This is a genomic window from Streptomyces sp. NPDC055025 (genome assembly GCF_053608565.1).
This window is the reverse complement of the sequence record NZ_JBSGVS010000060.1, coordinates 12,767-28,177: the sequence shown is the minus strand read 5'-3', so window position 1 is coordinate 28,177 and position 15,411 is coordinate 12,767. Positions and strand designations below refer to the sequence as shown.

At 68.1% G+C, this 15,411-nt stretch carries 15 protein-coding genes and 1 pseudogene; 5 read left to right on the top strand and 11 right to left on the bottom strand.

The annotated features are described in order from the left end of the window. Positions 1-24 precede the first annotated feature (24 nt). The 11 genes from ACWGDX_RS30460 to ACWGDX_RS30410 all read right to left on the bottom strand — a co-directional run bounded on the left by ACWGDX_RS30460 (position 25) and on the right by ACWGDX_RS30410 (position 11,515). A complete protein-coding gene (locus ACWGDX_RS30460; RefSeq protein WP_453630744.1) occupies positions 25-621 on the bottom strand; it encodes a GTP-binding protein in 597 nt (198 codons plus the stop codon). Further along, the gene (locus tag ACWGDX_RS30455; protein ID WP_453630742.1) at positions 605-1,006 is read right to left on the bottom strand and encodes a DUF742 domain-containing protein; all 402 of its coding nucleotides are present in this window, start codon (positions 1,004-1,006) and stop codon (positions 605-607) included. Before ACWGDX_RS30455 ends, ACWGDX_RS30460 begins: the two co-directional genes overlap by 17 nt. Then, on the bottom strand, positions 1,003-1,899 hold the full coding sequence (locus ACWGDX_RS30450; protein WP_453630741.1) for a roadblock/LC7 domain-containing protein: 897 nt from the start codon (positions 1,897-1,899) through the stop codon (positions 1,003-1,005). The genes ACWGDX_RS30455 and ACWGDX_RS30450 overlap by 4 nt, the downstream gene beginning before the upstream one ends. Then, on the bottom strand, positions 1,899-3,485 hold the full coding sequence (locus tag ACWGDX_RS30445; RefSeq protein ID WP_453630739.1) for a hypothetical protein: 1,587 nt from the start codon (positions 3,483-3,485) through the stop codon (positions 1,899-1,901). Before ACWGDX_RS30445 ends, ACWGDX_RS30450 begins: the two co-directional genes overlap by 1 nt. Before the next feature lie 738 nt (positions 3,486-4,223). Continuing rightward, positions 4,224-5,078, bottom strand: coding sequence for a DMT family transporter (locus tag ACWGDX_RS30440; RefSeq protein WP_453630798.1), 855 nt, complete (start codon positions 5,076-5,078; stop codon positions 4,224-4,226). 26 nt (positions 5,079-5,104) lie between these two features. Continuing rightward, positions 5,105-6,787 (bottom strand): helix-turn-helix domain-containing protein, encoded by a 1,683-nt coding sequence (locus tag ACWGDX_RS30435; RefSeq protein WP_453630737.1) that lies wholly within the window; start codon positions 6,785-6,787, stop codon positions 5,105-5,107. 613 nt (positions 6,788-7,400) lie between these two features. Then, positions 7,401-8,366 (bottom strand): DUF5999 family protein, encoded by a 966-nt coding sequence (locus ACWGDX_RS30430; RefSeq protein ID WP_453630735.1) that lies wholly within the window; start codon positions 8,364-8,366, stop codon positions 7,401-7,403. Further along, positions 8,363-8,608, bottom strand: coding sequence for a DUF5999 family protein (locus ACWGDX_RS30425; protein WP_453630796.1), 246 nt, complete (start codon positions 8,606-8,608; stop codon positions 8,363-8,365). Before ACWGDX_RS30425 ends, ACWGDX_RS30430 begins: the two co-directional genes overlap by 4 nt. Positions 8,609-8,927: 319 nt before the next feature. Continuing rightward, positions 8,928-9,554, bottom strand: a complete 627-nt coding sequence (locus ACWGDX_RS30420; RefSeq protein WP_453630733.1) for a class I SAM-dependent methyltransferase — start codon at positions 9,552-9,554, stop codon at positions 8,928-8,930. 492 nt (positions 9,555-10,046) lie between these two features. Continuing rightward, on the bottom strand, positions 10,047-10,736 hold the full coding sequence (locus ACWGDX_RS30415) for a hypothetical protein (protein WP_453630731.1): 690 nt from the start codon (positions 10,734-10,736) through the stop codon (positions 10,047-10,049). A gap of 281 nt (positions 10,737-11,017) precedes the next feature. Next, positions 11,018-11,515: an ATP-binding protein gene (locus ACWGDX_RS30410; protein WP_453630729.1), complete on the bottom strand. Its 498-nt coding sequence runs from the start codon at positions 11,513-11,515 to the stop codon at positions 11,018-11,020. Positions 11,516-11,769: 254 nt separating this feature from the next. Here ACWGDX_RS30410 and ACWGDX_RS30405 point away from each other — a divergent pair, with 254 nt between their 5' ends. From ACWGDX_RS30405 to ACWGDX_RS30385, 5 genes and pseudogenes are all read left to right on the top strand, one after another. Further along, positions 11,770-12,675, top strand: a complete 906-nt coding sequence (locus ACWGDX_RS30405; protein WP_453630728.1) for a helix-turn-helix domain-containing protein — start codon at positions 11,770-11,772, stop codon at positions 12,673-12,675. Positions 12,676-12,688: 13 nt separating this feature from the next. Beyond that, complete coding sequence (locus ACWGDX_RS30400) at positions 12,689-12,889, top strand: DUF397 domain-containing protein (RefSeq protein WP_453630726.1); 201 nt, start codon at positions 12,689-12,691, stop codon at positions 12,887-12,889. A 171-nt stretch (positions 12,890-13,060) separates the two neighbouring features. Next, positions 13,061-13,282 (top strand): annotated as a pseudogene (locus tag ACWGDX_RS30395) (helix-turn-helix domain-containing protein); the annotation flags it as partial. Positions 13,283-13,441: 159 nt separating this feature from the next. Then, positions 13,442-14,458: an XRE family transcriptional regulator gene (locus ACWGDX_RS30390; protein WP_453630803.1), complete on the top strand. Its 1,017-nt coding sequence runs from the start codon at positions 13,442-13,444 to the stop codon at positions 14,456-14,458. Continuing rightward, on the top strand, positions 14,455-15,345 hold the full coding sequence (locus ACWGDX_RS30385; RefSeq protein ID WP_453630724.1) for a phosphotransferase family protein: 891 nt from the start codon (positions 14,455-14,457) through the stop codon (positions 15,343-15,345). Before ACWGDX_RS30390 ends, ACWGDX_RS30385 begins: the two co-directional genes overlap by 4 nt. The last annotated feature ends 66 nt before the right edge of the window (positions 15,346-15,411 follow it).

The window sequence follows — 15,411 nt, the reverse complement described above, 5'->3', positions numbered from 1 at the left end:
GGACCGGCCTGCTGGCAGGTGTTGTCATCGGAGCGCGTCCTCAAGGGCATGTTGGGTCAGCGTGATCAGCACGTCGATGCACGAGCGCGGATCCAGGGCGTTGCACCGGATCAGCGGAGTGGCCGCGTGGAGGTCGAGGCTCGTGCGTATCTCCTCGTCCCCGATGTTCGGGGTGTCCGCCCAGGTGTTGACCGCGACGATGTACGGGATGAGGGCCGCCTCGACGCCGCTGAGGGCCTCGTACGATTCCTCGGGGCGGCGCAGGTCCAGCAGGACCACCGCGCCCCGGGCTCCGAGGGCCGCGTCCTGCCATGCCTCGGAGAACCGGTCCTGGCCGGGACTGCCGAACAGGTAGAGGATCACGCTCTCGTCGAGGGTGAGGCGTCCGTAGTCGATACCGACCGTCGTAGCGGTCTTCCCCGGGGTATAGGTGAGGCTGTCGACGGTGTTTCCGGCGGCGGTCAGTGTTTCCTCGGTGTGCAGGGTGCGTACCTCGGACACGGTCCTGACCAGCGTGCTCTTGCCCACACCGAGTCCCCCGGCGATCAGGATCTTGACCATGCTGACGGGCCCCGCGGGCAGGTAGAAGGGACCTGCGGCGCTCTCAGGAGGCAGCGGCACGGGAGGCACCGTCACTGCTGTCGGTGGGGACGAGCATGAGGTTTCGCGTGTTGTGGAGGCCACGGAGCACTCGTTTCAGCAGTTCGGCGGGGGGAACCTCAGCAGGTGCGACGGCGCCGATGAGGGATTTGTCGATCAGTGCGCTCACCACGGCGCGCATGGCCGGCAGGGGCAGGGACAGGTGGCTGGCGGCGTCGACCAGGGTGAGCCGCCGCCCCTTCTCAAGGAGCAGCAGCAGGCGCTCTTCCGGCGGCTGCATCCCTCCGGGAGGCGGAGCGAAGTCGGTCCGGGCCAGAACGGCCAGGTCAGGGAGCCTGGCCTGTGCCGCGCTCCCCGTCGCCGCCAGGAAGGGGTGATGGAGCCGGGAGGGCTCCCGCCGGCTCACCGTGTCCCGCCCGGCCGCTCCGGCGTCCCCTCGGACCTCGGTGCGACATCCAGCGTCAGCTGCCGCATCCTGACCATCTCGCGCAGAACCGAGCTGAACGTCGCGTCGGACGGGTAGTAAGCGGCCATCCGCAGGCGCTCACCTACCGCCATCACCACCAGATTCGACGGCTCGGAGGAGACGATGATGTGGTCCGGGAGAGCCGTGTCCGGGTCGTGTGCCGACAGCGCGGTCGACGCGGAGGTGTAGAGCGGACTGATCCTGGCCGCCGCCCGCTCCGCGTGCGCACCGTCGAGATCGTCCGTCCAGGCCACCGGCAGCCCGTCACCCGACAGGAACAGCACGGTATGAATCTCCGGGCACCGCTCGCTCAGCTGATGCGCGCGGTTCCGGAAGGCCGGATCGTTCGCCAGTGGTCCGCTCCGGCCCGCGGTCTCCTTCCTCCCGGCGGGGCGTCGCACCGCGAACGCCCCGAACCGCTGCGCGCTTTCGGCTCCGGCGAGGTTCTCCCGGGTCACAGCCATCTCGTGCATGACCGTGGCGAGATCGGCGTCCGGACGGAAGTACGCGCCGAGCTTGAGGCGCTCCCCGACCGCCATCGTCGCCAGGCTGTAGGGCCGGGAGGCGACGATGACGTGATCGGGCCGGCGCGGCCGCGTCCCCTCGCCGAGTGACAGCGCCGTCATCGCGGCGCCGTCCACGGAGTTGATGAGCGCCGAAGCGCCCTCGACGCTCTCCCGCGTCGCGTTGCTGCCGGCCACCGCGAGCCCGTCGACCGACAGCACAACCGTCGTCTCGATACCCGGGCACCTCCCGCGCAGCGAGTCCGCGGCCCGCCGGAATTCGTCATTGCCGATGGAGGACTCCTGCGCCCCCGCTGACCCTGCCAGCATCACTGCGATCCTTCTTCCAAGTGGTGAGCGTTCGTGCCGTCGACGGGCCTGTCGGTGTTCCGGGCCCGCAGCACGTCGTTGTAACCGGCGTATCGCTGCCGCGCCGCCTCAGGCGTAACCGGGCGGGCGGCCTGCACCGCGGGAGCCGCGGTGACCTGCGGCCGCTCCCGCTTCCTGCGCGGCATCTGCCCCGAGCGCGCGCCGCTGTCGCCTCCCGCCGGCAGCTCCGCCACGGAGGAGCTGGCAGACACGGCAGCGGCAGGCCGGGACCGTGCGGGGAGCGGCGCACTCGCGGACGCCGCCGCGCCGACCCCGGTGGTCAGGAGGGTTTCATCGACATGAACGGTGGCCTTGACACCACCGCTGGCAGACAGGCCGAGCTCGACCGAGATTCCCGGAAAACGGTGCGTCAGCCGCCGCACCGTCGCCAGGCCCAACGGCGCCCCCATCCCCAGATCCGTCAACTGCAGCCGCCCCTCGGGCACCAGCATCCGCCGGGCGAACTCCTGCCTCTCGACAGTGTCCAGACCGTGCCCCGAGTCCTCGACGACGACCGAGACGCCCTTACCCGACCGGAAGACAGCGGCCGTTGCCGGCATGTCCCCGCCGGTGTGGAACGCCGCGTTGTCCAAAAGCGCGGTCACGACCATCGCCAGCGGCTCCGCCACCGGGTCAACAACCCCCAGATCCACCCCGGCCGGCAGATGCGACTCCAGCTTCACCCGGTCCGGGTGCGTCACCTGCGCGTGCGTGACCGCCAGCAGATCCGCCAGATGCAGCCGCTCGCGCGCCTGCGCCGGAGACCCCCCGCACACCACCACCGCCTGGTCCGCCGTACGGCGCATCCGCACAGCCGCCCTGTCCAGATCGAAAACCAGGCCGGTCATCACCTCGGGATCACCGAACTGGTCGTTCCTCTGGACCCGTTCCAGCCGCGTCTCCATGTCACTGGCCTGCGAGACCAGACGGGTACCGATCTCCCGCACGATCGTCTGCGCGGCCTCGTCCACACGGACCTCCGTGGCACGCGCCGCACCGGCCAGCGCGTCCAGAATCGCCTGGGACACCCGGTCCGCGTCCGTGCCCGTCAGCTCCGGATGAAGCAACCCCGCCACCGGCCGCCGCTCGTGCACCAGCTGATCGGCGTACGACGGCATCCGCGCCGCGGCCAGATGCTCCATCTCCGCCACAGTCCTCGCCAGCTCGGCCCGCGCCTGCTGCTCGCCCTCGGAGGCCTGCACCCACTGCGTCCGCAGCCCGTGAACCTGGTTCAGTACCGAGTCCAGCACCGAACCGAACTCGGTGGCCGCCAACTCGGAGTGGATCGGTCCGGGCTCGCGCCCGCCGCTCGCGACCAGTGCGGGGATCCGGTACCTGACGAGATGAGTCAGGTCCTCACGCTGCTTGCCGGCGGTCTCGGCCTGACGCTGCTGCGCGTCCGCCCGGGTCGCGTCGAAGGTCGCCTGTTCCTTCTCGCGACGGGCACGGTCTTTCGCGCTTTTGCGGGCTTTCACCTTCAGCCGCAGCACCCACACGGCCAGCGGGACCGACGGGAGCAGCGCAGCGGCGGCTATCTCTTGCGTCATCAGAACCTTCAGACAGGGCGGACAAGGAGGGAGCCGCCGTGGATTTTTCTTGGGCACGGAGGGCCGGGAAGCGGGGACTTGTCATACGAGGACGGTGCAGACGGGTTGTCCTTCGCGTGCTGGTCCCGCGGGCGGTGTCCGGTGGTCAGGACCTCCGGGGACGGGGGCTGCCCCGCGAACCGCACCATCCGTTCACCCGCCTGACAGACCGTGGCGCCGCAGCGTATGGATGGCGAAGCAGGAACCGCCCCACGCAGGTAACGGGTACGTCCGCCGGCCACGTCAGGATCCGTGACCGTCCGGTACCGACGCGGAGGAGTACGCCGAGGCGGCTCCGCGACGTGCTTTTACCGGGCCGACGTGCCTTGCGGCAGTGTGGCCGGCCCTGGTAGGTCACGTGTTTCCCCTGTCACGATGCGAGGCGGGATCTCGGGGACTGGGCAGAATGCGGCCAGTCGGGCAGCGGCACGGAGAACGGTTTTCCGCTGCTGTTTGATTATCTGACGCGGCGATCAACGAGTCCATAACATGGTGAGAGGCTCCGACTTAACAGCCCTCAAGCCTGTGACCTGCGATGATGTGCCGCAAGTGCCGTAAAACTTAACAAGGATCTGCGCCGGAACTTAACAACGCCGACCGGCACACACCTGAGGTGCGGTCACCGGCAGCAGGCACAGGGGAACCAGGCCCGAGCGTCTCTGACTGTTGATAATGCGAACACGGGATTCCCTGGCGTTGTCACAAGGCGCCGCGTGGAAGAGGTTCTTCTCCTTGGCGGCTGGGAGAGTGCGCGGCTACGGCGGAGCCTCCCAGGATCAGGGCCAGGCCGCCGAGCGCGGTCGCCGTCGGAAGGTGCCCCAGGGGAATGTCGTAGAGGAGCGCGAAAGCGGGTGCCAGATAGGCCGGCAGATTCGCCCGTACGGCGCCCACACGGCCGATCAGCACGTAGAAAAGGGCCAGCGAGCCGCCGGTCGCCACCGTCCCGAGCACGATCAGCCAGAGCGCGGTGGCAGGGCTGGGGAACCGGGCGGGAACGGCAGCGAGCGTGGGAAGCAGCAGGAGACAGCTCACACTCAGGGCCGAGGCTGCCACCGTGATCGGGTGGACATCGGCCAGGACACGCTGGATGTAGATCGCTCCGGCCGCATAGCAGGCCGCGGCGGCGACCAGCAGAGCGCCGCTGACCGGAGCGGAAGCCCCGCCCAGATCCTTCCAGAACAGCAGCACCACGCCGGCCAGCCCGACAACGACCCCCACGGCCGCACCAGGACGCACCCGCCGCTCGACGGCCGCAGCCAGAACCGTCGCCCACACCGGCTGGGTACCCAGCAGGACACCGGCCAGCCCGGCGGCCACATGCTGCTGACCGATCGTGAGAAGCACGATTGGCAAAGTCATCTGCAGAACCGAGGCCGTCAACAGCGAGCCGGGGCGACGGCGCCACTCGCGGACGAAGGCACCATCACGAAGCGCGACCGGAACGAGAAGCAGGGCCGACAGACCGGTCCGTACCACCATGACGACAGGCGGCGCCAACTCCTCCAGAACCATCGATCCAAGGGGAAACACCGCCCCCCAGATCGCACCGAGCACAAGGAGGAGGACGGCATCCCGGCGTGTCACACGCTGACGCTACCCGGCGGTGTCAGAAGGTACTCGTCCAGCTCCCGCACAGCCGGAATCATCCGGTGCTCGGCAAGCTGCGCCCGGACGGCGACGACGCGCCGCAGATTGCGGGCGGAACGGGTACTGGCCGCCACGTCGTATGCCTGGCGCGTCCACCGGACAGCCTCCTCGATCTCGCCCTGTGCAATCCGCGCCGCGGCCACCGCAGTGCTCACCTCGGCCGCCCCGCGCACCAGGTCCCCCGACCACCGGGCCGCCGTCCGCTCGAGAGCGGCCTGCGCCCTCACCGTCCACCGGCCCGCTCCGAGTTGCATGAGCGCGTAGCCCGTCCACTTCTCCAGGTGCACCTCGTCGAAATACGCCAGACACGGCGGCGCGGGCTCGCCCTGGGCCACGGCCTTCGCCAACTGGCGCTCAGCCTCGTTGATGTCACTGAGACAAGCCCGCTCGGCCCCGAGGCAGGCATGAACATAGGCACGGGTGACCGCGACCCACGAACCCACCAGCAGGTGGCCGCCGCCCGCCGCGTGCTCTGCCGCCGCGTTCGCGAAACGCAGCGCGTCCCGATGCAGCCCGCAGTCCGCCAGGACCCGGCTCATCCGGCTGATCAGATATGCGTACATACTGTCATCGCCGACGTCGACCGCCGCTTCAGCAGCCTCCCGATAGCACCGGCTGGCCTCCGCGTACTGCTCCAGATCGACGTTCAGCCAGCCCATCAGCGCGCCCGAATCCGCCACCAGCGCCGCCACCTGAGCGCGTTCCGCTGCGGGAGCGGCCCGGTGCCACATCATCAGACGACGATGATGGTCGTACGCCTGCTCGTACACGCTGGCCGCACCAAGAAGGTTGTCCAGTCGGCGAAAACTGTCCGTGATCTGCCCCCGCGCGGCAAACACCTCCGGCGCCGTACTCTGCCCGCCCAGCGGTACCGCGGCGAACAGCTGCGGCGCCAGCACGCCGGCGGCAGAAGCGCCGCCCGCTGTGAGAAGAGTCCGCCGCCGCATGAGGTCGTCCCAATCGTCGAAGACCTCCAGTGTGCGCGATACACGCAGTCGGCCTCCAGAGCGATCCCCGGCCACCGTTCCAGCGGCGTGCACGCCAGAGTTCTCAGCGGAACTCCGCGACAGTGCCGCCCTGCGGTGAGCAGAACCCCTGGAGTACGGCAGCGCAGCGACCCGGCGGTCCCCGCCACCGGGATACGGGCTCGATTCAGCGACTTCCGCCGCTGGCCGACCGGGGACGGCGGGCGATGACGAAGGGGCCAGATAGGCCACCAGTTCGTCCTCGGAGAGCGCCTCACAATCTTGTCGGTCCAGCAGACTGCCCACAGACGTGCCGTAGGCAAGGGCCATCAGGCGCAGATGCTGAAGCGGCGGCTGACGCCCGCCCGCCGGCCACGACTCGTACCAGGACACCTGACTTGCCCACACCGTGCCCTGCTCATCCGGCGGCTCGCCTCCCTCGAACTGGAGGCTGATCCGATGGGCGGCCTCCTCCTGAGTCCACCCGTGAGCATGCCGGTACGCCACCCGCGGTCGCAGCCCGTGAACGCGGAGGAGCTCGCTCGCGATCTGCTCGGCCCCCATACCCAGGGCCCGCATATCCGCACGAGCCGCCAGAATGAGCGCCTTGGACACCCGGGAAACACCATCCTCGTGACCTGCACGCGTCATGCGCCCTTCCACCACTTCACTCCAGCGCCCGGGCCAGGGGCGGCATGAACTCGACACGCACAAGACCAGTCGCAGACAACGCCACCGACCGGATCGACAGAAAACACGGCCACTGTTCAGCCGCCTCTCGGAGACGGCGGCCCGACTTGTCCGACCGTGCGCGGCGCCTGCCCCGGCACCCGCATCCTGCGGACAACCTCGTACAGCTCCCGTGCGTCGGTCAGTTCGGCCCGCTCAGCACGCCGGGGAGAAAGGAACTGCAACTGCCCGTCACACTGGCGCCATATCTGCGGACACCACAAGGATCTCAGGCGTACCGTGATCACACCATCAAGACGGTACGGCCATGATGTAACGGCGATTTTCATGACCCCGTGTGTCCCGCACAGGAGAGCGGGCCCCACACGATGGTGCTCCAGTCTGAGTCCCTGAAGAGCCGTGAGACCCATCTGCACGGGGAGCGCGACCGAGCTCAGCTCTCGGCGGGCTTCTCTTCCGAAGAGCGCGTTCGGGTTCCCGGCCAGGTCGACATTCCATGCTGAGGAAACCTCGGAGGCATCCGAGGTGCCGAGCGGATCGGCAACTGGCGTAAAAGGTAAGGACAAGGCCGTTGTCACCGCGCCTCCTCCATGCCGGCAGCACCCATGAGGTACGGCGAGATGACCGTTTCGTTGGGAAGAACATTTCCCGTGTCATCGAACGGCAGGACGCCGTTGCACCGGCGTCCCCTTCTCTGCACCCGGCTTGGACGCGACTTGCTGTCGGACACCTTGACCGCGATCCCTGCGAAGGCCGCGGAATGTTCTTCCGGGTGGAAGGCGTACTGCCCTTGCTTGTGCCACCGGCCGGTCGCCGTCAGCCCCGGTCCCTGCTGGATGAAGCCGTCGAACAGATCCGCGATCTCTTCGCGGGAGCGGGGCCGGACACTCAGCCCATGCTCTGCGTAGACGGCCACGACGTCGGACATCGTGGCGGGGTGCCAGTGATCGGTGAGGTGGGTGATGGAGAGGATGCTGCCGACCGGCAGCCACTCGCGGAGAATGGCCGCGGCCCGGTGCACGGCCACTGAGTCCGGACACCACGGAAGCACGTCGCCCATGTGCACTGCGACGGGGCTGTTCAGGTCGAATGCGGCGCGCACGGCTTTACAGGTCAGGAGCTGGTCCATGGCGAGCAGGTCGGCATGGATGACGGTTGTCTCAGGGCCCTGGTCCAGCTGGGTTTTCGCGTGCGCGTACACCACAGGATCGTTGTCCACGGAGACGACAGGGCATCCGGCCGCGATCTCGTGCACCCTGTCCTGGCGGGGGGAGCGGGGGTAGCCGCAGCCCAGGTCGAGGAACTGGCGCACCCCCAGGCCGAGAGAGAAACCGGCAAACCGGAGGCTGAAGTCGCGGTTGATCGAGGCGGCCGTCTTGATCCACTTTGCGGTCTTACCGAGGGCGGAGACGGCCTCGCGGTCAGGCTGGTAGTTGTCGACGCCGTCGAGCAGGAGGTCGTAGACGCGCGCCGAGCTCGCCGAGCGGATGTGGGCGACGATGTCATCGTCGACGCCGCCGGTGAGGCTGAGAGAGGTCACGAGGTCACCCCGATCTGGAACGGAACCGGCCGGTGCGGGGCGACGGCCTTCCCGTCTGGCAGCAGCTCGCCGGTGTCCTCGAAGAGGATCACGCCGTTGCAGAGCAGGTTCCAGCCCTGTTCCGGATGGGATTCAGCGAGGCGGGCGGCACCCCGGCCGGCGGAGTAGGCCGTCGGGCAGGCGGGTTGATGCGAACAGCCAGGTGTTGTGACCGCAGGCTGTTGCCGCTTCCGGTAAAGCACCAGTTTCGGTGGTGTGGAAGGCATGACTCCTCAGACAATGACGGATGCAGAAGGGGCGTTACGGTGCAGGTCCGGCGGCAGCGACAGGTGGTTCGGCGCCGTCCGTACGAGAGGCCGGGGGAGTACCGCCCGCCTGCGCAGACGATTCCCGGGCTGAAGGATCAGGGGAGTTCCGGTTCGGCCGCGCGGGGAAGGCCCGGAGAGGCGCTCGTCCCCGTGCGGCTCATCCGGTGCCGGTCCTTCCGCAGGTCCGGTACCAGGTTCCGCCCGTTCGGCTGCGGGACGGATCCGGGCCGGGCGGTAGAACGGGAGCTGCCGGTCACCGGCCGTATCCGCTCAGCAGGATCGCCCGGTAGCTGCCCACGGTGTAGGTCGTGCGGGACGACCATCCCTGTCCGAGGGTGGCGATCTGTTCCTCGGTCAGGCCCCGGTGGTACCAGCGGGAGGGCTCGCCGTCCGGGCGTTCGACCGGCGTCAGCGCGTAGAAGACCCCGTGCGGGGACAGCCACCGGCCGGCATCGACCAGGAAGCGGGCCATGTCGAGGTAGGCCAGAGAGAGGCGGCAGGTCACGAGATCGACGCTGCCCGGCTCGATTCCGGTCGGGATCGAATCCGCGGTGACGTCCCACACCTCGTAGTCGAGGCGTGCGTGACTCATCGTCCTGCGGGCCTGCTCGACCGCGACGGCCGAGCAGTCGTAGCCCGTCACGCGCATCTTCCATCGGACGAGCTGACGCGTCCACTGCCCGTGACCGCACCCGATGTCCACCGCCCGCCAGCCCCGCTTCGGATGGGCCCTGCCGTAGAACTGGGCGGACTCGACGTCGCTCACCTTGTGCGGGATGCCGCTGCGGAACCACTCGTCCCACTCGGCCGACGTCACCGCCACAGGCCGGATGCCCTCCGGCACGGCCACGGTCGGGGAGGGCGAGGAATGGCTGTTCACTCGGGCTCTCTCATTTCTGTACGTACATCACTGTTGATCTCGGGCGTCGGTAGGTCCGGGGCCGGCTGCCCCTCCCCCAAGAGGGGCAGCCGGGACGCCGCCTGTTCACGCCATCGGCTCGGGGGTTGTCCGTGGCGGGCGGCGGCGCCGCTCCCCCCACCCCGATTTGCGGGCCGGCGCTGTGTCACGGTCACAACGAGCCGCAGCCGAACCAGGGGCGAGAGGACCCGTCTCACAACCGGCTCCAGGACCCGGCCCAACAACGAGCCCGGGAGACGGCGGATCTCAGAAGTCAAGGGTCCGGTCATCTGCTCCGACCGCCGGGTGCACGGCCGGAACGGGACCGGCATCTCGGGGTACGGGACAGCACCGGCAAGGGAAGGCGGGCCACCTCGCGGTCGAAGTCGCTCTCCGGAACCTCGCCAACGCCGTAGAACGTCTGGAGAGAGGAGTCCCAGGAGGCGACGACGGCCGGGCCGAGGTGTATCGCGTTCATTCAGCAGCAGCCTTCTCGTTCGAGGCCCTGTGGTGCGGCGCGAAAGCCGTTCCGTCAGGCGGCAGTTCACCGCTGCTCACGGGCTGGGCCGCGATCTTCTCGGCCAGCTGGAATGCCTGTTCCACCGAGAGACCCACTCGCACCCCGTCATCGGCGTGAGCGCAGCCGGGGTCGGCCTCCACGGTGACGCCGCGCCCCACTGCGCCGGTCAGCAACAGGCGCATCCGTGTGGCCAGTTTGTACATGCCGCGCGGCCGGTGGAGCTTCAGACCGTCGGCGATGTCCTCCGCGCCCAGGAGCGCACACAGGGCCACGGCCGACCCCAGGCGTTCGGAATCCCGGAGCTCGACAGTGATGCGGTCCGTGTCCGCGACCGATACATCGGCGGCGAGGTCATGCAGCCCGAGCGCGTCCCACAGCTGCTCGGCCGCTTGTTCGGCACGGATACCCGGCGAGAGCAGTCGCTCGATCAGCTGGTCAACAGCGGCGCGGCCGTGTGGCGTGATCACCAGTTCGCCGGTCTCGTCGATTTCGGCGGCCGCGGCGATGCTGTTGTCCGTCAGCCATTTCCGTGCCGCCTGCGCGTTCCGGGCGAAGGGAAGCCGCGAATCACTGAGCAGACGCAGCGCCGGCGAGGACGAGCCCTCGGGTACCACGACCCGGCCGGTGATGCCCGCAGCGTCCACCGCCTGTGCAAGGACACGCTCCAACGAGTCGGGATGGGATGGGTGGGTGGTCACGGCGGAACCTTTCGGCACGCCTTGGTCCGAGGGGAGAAGGGGCAGGGGTGGATGCATCAAGGACTCGTTTCCACGGTGTGGATGAACTGGTGGCCGCCGGGGCGTGCTTCCCGTTCCGTTGTCACGGGGCGGAACGAACGGTCCGGGGAGCTTGAACACACCCCGGCGGCCGGTCTGGATGCCGCGATGCGGCGCCATCCCGCGCTGCATCGACGAGCGACAGGTGGTCATGTGGCGGTGTCTCCGTGGCAACTTGGCGACACCGCTGGCGGGCGGAGTGTGAACCACACCGTTTTGCCCGGGCTGCCCAGGGGCGCGAGATTGACTCCCCAGGTGTCGCTCAGCGCCTGTACAAGAGGCAGGCCGCGTCCCCTCAGATCGAGCAGCGAGGCGTCCCGAAGGCACGGGGGTGTGGATGAGGCATCGCTTACTTCCACGCGTAGCGTGTGATCGCTCCACTGGACTCTCACCGTGACGGTGTCGGAGGGGTCGTGAGAGCCGTGCTGTACCGCGTTCGCGAAGAGCTCGTCCGTGACCAGCAGGCCGTCGTCGGCCAGCGCGCTCTGGCCGAGCCTCTCCAGCTCCGTTCTGAGCATCTCGCGTACGGCCGAGGCCTGGTGCTCGGTGGCCGCGAATGCCCCGACGGCCAGATGCGCGTTGGCGGAACGGCGGTCGGTATGACGGGTGGGCCACTTGGGGGAGCTGCTGTGCGGGGGCTGGATCATCGCGGTCCCTTGTCGTGGGGCGACACTCACATGGCGATCACTGGGAGCTGCGGGCCAAATGCTCGTGGTAGCGATCGAGTTGGAGTATTGCAGCGGGACCGCTCGCCTTGTATCTCTCACACAGAAAGTGTCCGCATGAGCGTTACACCGTGAGCGTTACCTACAAGCGTTCTGCCGTGTAGCTTCGTTGAGGGAGCCATGCAGCCCGGGGCGACCCTCTGACCGTCCGCATTCGTCGAAGAAGGGGCACCCCAATGACGAAGGACCCGAACGATTCAGATACGGAGCGCGAACCGGTTGAGGGGGTAGGGCCGGAGGCCCGGCGAAGGCTGCTCGGACAGCGACTCCTGGCGCTCCGGTCCGAGAGCAGACTGACGGCAGAGGAAGCCGGCATCCGAGCTGGCGTGTCGAAGGCGACCGTCAGCCGGTACGAACGGGGCAGGGGGAACATCCGCTGGAGCTATGTCGCTCTGCTGTGCCAGGTCTACGGCACCTCCGACGAGGAGCGGGACGCCCTGATCGACCTGGCGAAACACAGCAAGAACACGGACGCCTGGTGGGTTCCCTATGCAGGGAAACTCCCCGACAACATGCGGCTGCTGCTTGCCATGGAGCATGAGTCGTCGCGTATCGACCACCTCAGCGTCGGGGTGGTTCCCGGCCTCTTGCAGACGCTGGACTACGCCAGGGCGATCAGAACGACACCCGACCCCGGCCTGTCACCCGAGGACGTGGGCGAGTACCTGTCCGTACGGATGCAGCGGCAGCAGATCCTCGACCGTCCCTCACCGCCCCGGTACCAGGTGGTCCTCGACGAAGCGGTCCTGCACCGTCTCGTCGGAGGACCCGCTGTAATGGCGGACCAGCTCGGCCACCTCCTGAAACGCAGCCAGGACCCGGGTATCACCGTCCAGGTCCTGCCGTTGGAGGCCGGAGCTTATGTCGCCGCGCTCAATCCCTTCATCCGGTACGGCGGCACCAACCCTGACCTGGACGTCATCTACCTGGAGAACGCGGTCGGCTCCCTCTTCCTTGAAGAGGCAAGCGCCCGCGAGAAATACGCGGACGCCTTCACCTACCTGCGCCAGGAGGCGCTGGACCCCGACTCCTCGGCCGCGTTGATCGCCGAGGTCCTTCATACCCACCGCAACCAGACATAGCGAGGAAGATCCAGTGCCACATCAGCCCCCCAACTGGTTCAAGAGCACCTACAGCGGCGCCCCCAACAACGAGTGCCTGGAGTGCGCTCATATGACACAAACCATCCTGGTCCGCGACTCAAAGAAACATGACGGTCACTTCGTCACATTTTCAGCCCGCGCATGGGCCCGGTTCACCAGAGCCGCCGCCGGTACCGACCTCCCGCAGCGGTAGCCGCGCGGCCCACGGGCCCAGGAAGTACCAGGAGCCGGCGGACACCAGCAGAACCACCGGCCACCCCGCGAAACATCGATCAGACCGCCGAAAGCTCCACCGAAATCCACTTCTGATGCGGACAATTTGAGAACAGAAAATTGTCCGCATCAGCGGCCCGAGGGGGAAGCCATGCCACAGCGACCACGTCCCCTGGACGACACCGAGTCCGTCCGTGCGTGGTTCGGCGTCGAACTGCGCAACTGGCGCAGAGCGCGGCGCCTCTCATCAGCAGCACTCGGTGAAAAAGTGCACCTCAGCGGCACCGCGATCGAGCGAATCGAGAAGTGCGAACGGCCATGTGGGAGAGCCCTCGCGGAGCAGATCGACGCAGCCCTCGACGCCGGGGGAGCCCTGATCAGACTCTGGCGCAGAGTCAAAGAGGAAGCGGACCGGAACGCCGCTGATGCGGACAACTTGAAGCCCAGGGCCCGGCGTCGCCAGTCCCGCACCCGTTCCGCGGGCACACTCACGAAGGATCCTTCACCCGGCACCGATGGGAGCGTGTCACCTGTGGACCGTCGCAACCTCATCGCTCTGGGAGGACTCACCGCCCTCGCGCCCGCCGCCTTCACCGACCTCGTCCCCGACCTCGGACGCAGCCCCCTCCCCGCCCTCATCAGCCCGGAGGACATCAAGCAGGTCCAGGCCGCCTCAACCGTCCTAGGAAAATGGGACAATCTCTACGGCGGCGGGGGAATCGTCCGCGAAGCATCCATCGGCCAGCTCCACTGGGCCAAAGCCCTCCTGAACGTGCAGTGCCCGCCAGAACTGCGGGCGGACCTCTTCACCGCCGTAGGACGCCTGGCCATCGTGATGGGCGCGAGCGCCTTCGACGCATACGAACACAACGACGCAGCTCGGCTCCTCGCCTTCGGCACCAGCTGCGCCGAAGCAGCAGACAACTGGCATCTGCGCACCAACGCCCTCAACTGGCGCTCGCGACACGCGACGTGGTGCGGAATGCCGGACGACGGGCTCACCCACGCCGAAAACGGTCTCCTTCGCTCCGACCGGCTGACCCCGCGCGAACAAGCGATGCTGCACAACGCCCGCGCCAGGGCACTGGCAAAGATGCAGAACCGGCAGCAGGAGACACTCGCCGCCATCGGACGCTCGGACGAGATTTTCGCCCAGGCCAGATCAGGCGAGGACGCACCCTGGATGGCCTACTACGACCACGCTCAGCACCACGGAGATACCGGCCACGCGCTCTTCGATCTCGCCGTTCTGCCAGGCCGGCCGACACACATGGCAGCAGACCGTCTCAGGACCGCCATCGAAGGGCACACAGACGCCTACGTACGCTCACGCGCCCTGTCCGGCACGAAACTCGCCACGCTGATCATGAGGACCGGCGACCCCCAGGAAGCGATCGACATCGCGAACACGGCTCTGGCAGAGGTCGGCCAGCTCCGTTCCAAACGCGCCATCGACGACGTCGGCGACCTGGCACAGGCATCCAGAAAGTACCGGCGCCCTGAGATGGCCGAACTCCGCACGCGGATCGAGGCGGCAGTCCGTCCATGACCACATCCCGCACCGAGGAATCCTTCACCGTCCTCCAGCAGATCACCACAAGCGTCGGCATGTCGGCGGCAGACGCGGAACCCATCCGCCTCGCTGAGAACGATCTCTGGCGCCTTCCCGGTGGCGTAGTAGTACGCATTGCCCGGACCGGCCAGGACGCGGCAGCAGCACGCGAGGTCGCGGTCGCCCGCTGGCTGGCGGAAAACGGCGTCTCCGCAGTCCGGGCCCTCCCCATGGAACAGCCAGTACGGGCGGGAGAAAGAACAGCCACCCTCTGGCACGAACTCCCCCCGCACCGGCCGGGCAACGAAACAGACCTCGCCCCGCTCCTGGCCCAGCTCCACCAACTCCCCGTGCCGGAAAACCTTCAGCTCGGCACGATGGACCCGTTCGTACGGATCCCAGAACGCCTCGCCGCTACACGTTTCCTCAACGACGACGACCGGGCATTCCTCCACGAACACCTCGCCCAGCTCCGCAGCACATGGACGCACCTCCCCGAGGGCCACCCTCTCTGCGTCGTCCACGGCGACGCATGGAAGGGGAACTGCGTAGTGACCGAAAACGGAACCCGCTACCTCATGGACTTCGAACGGACCGCACTCGGCCGGCCAGAATGGGACCTGACCTCCACAGCGATAGCCACCGACACATTCGGCTCGCTGCCTCCACGACAATACGGCCAGTTCAGCGCCGCCTACGGATACGACGTACAGCAGTGGGCCGGATACCCCACCATGCGCAGCACCCGCGAGCTACGCCTGGTCACTTTCGCCCTGCAAATCGCCGACCGCGACTCCCGCGCACTCGAACAGGCGCACCACCGCCTCGCCTGCATAAGAGGTCACCGAGGGCCCCGCCCCTGGCACTGGACCGCCGTCGCCTAACCCACGGGCACGTTCCGAGCGCAGCGGTGACGGTCGCACCGCAGGCTCCGGCGTCCGAACGCCGTC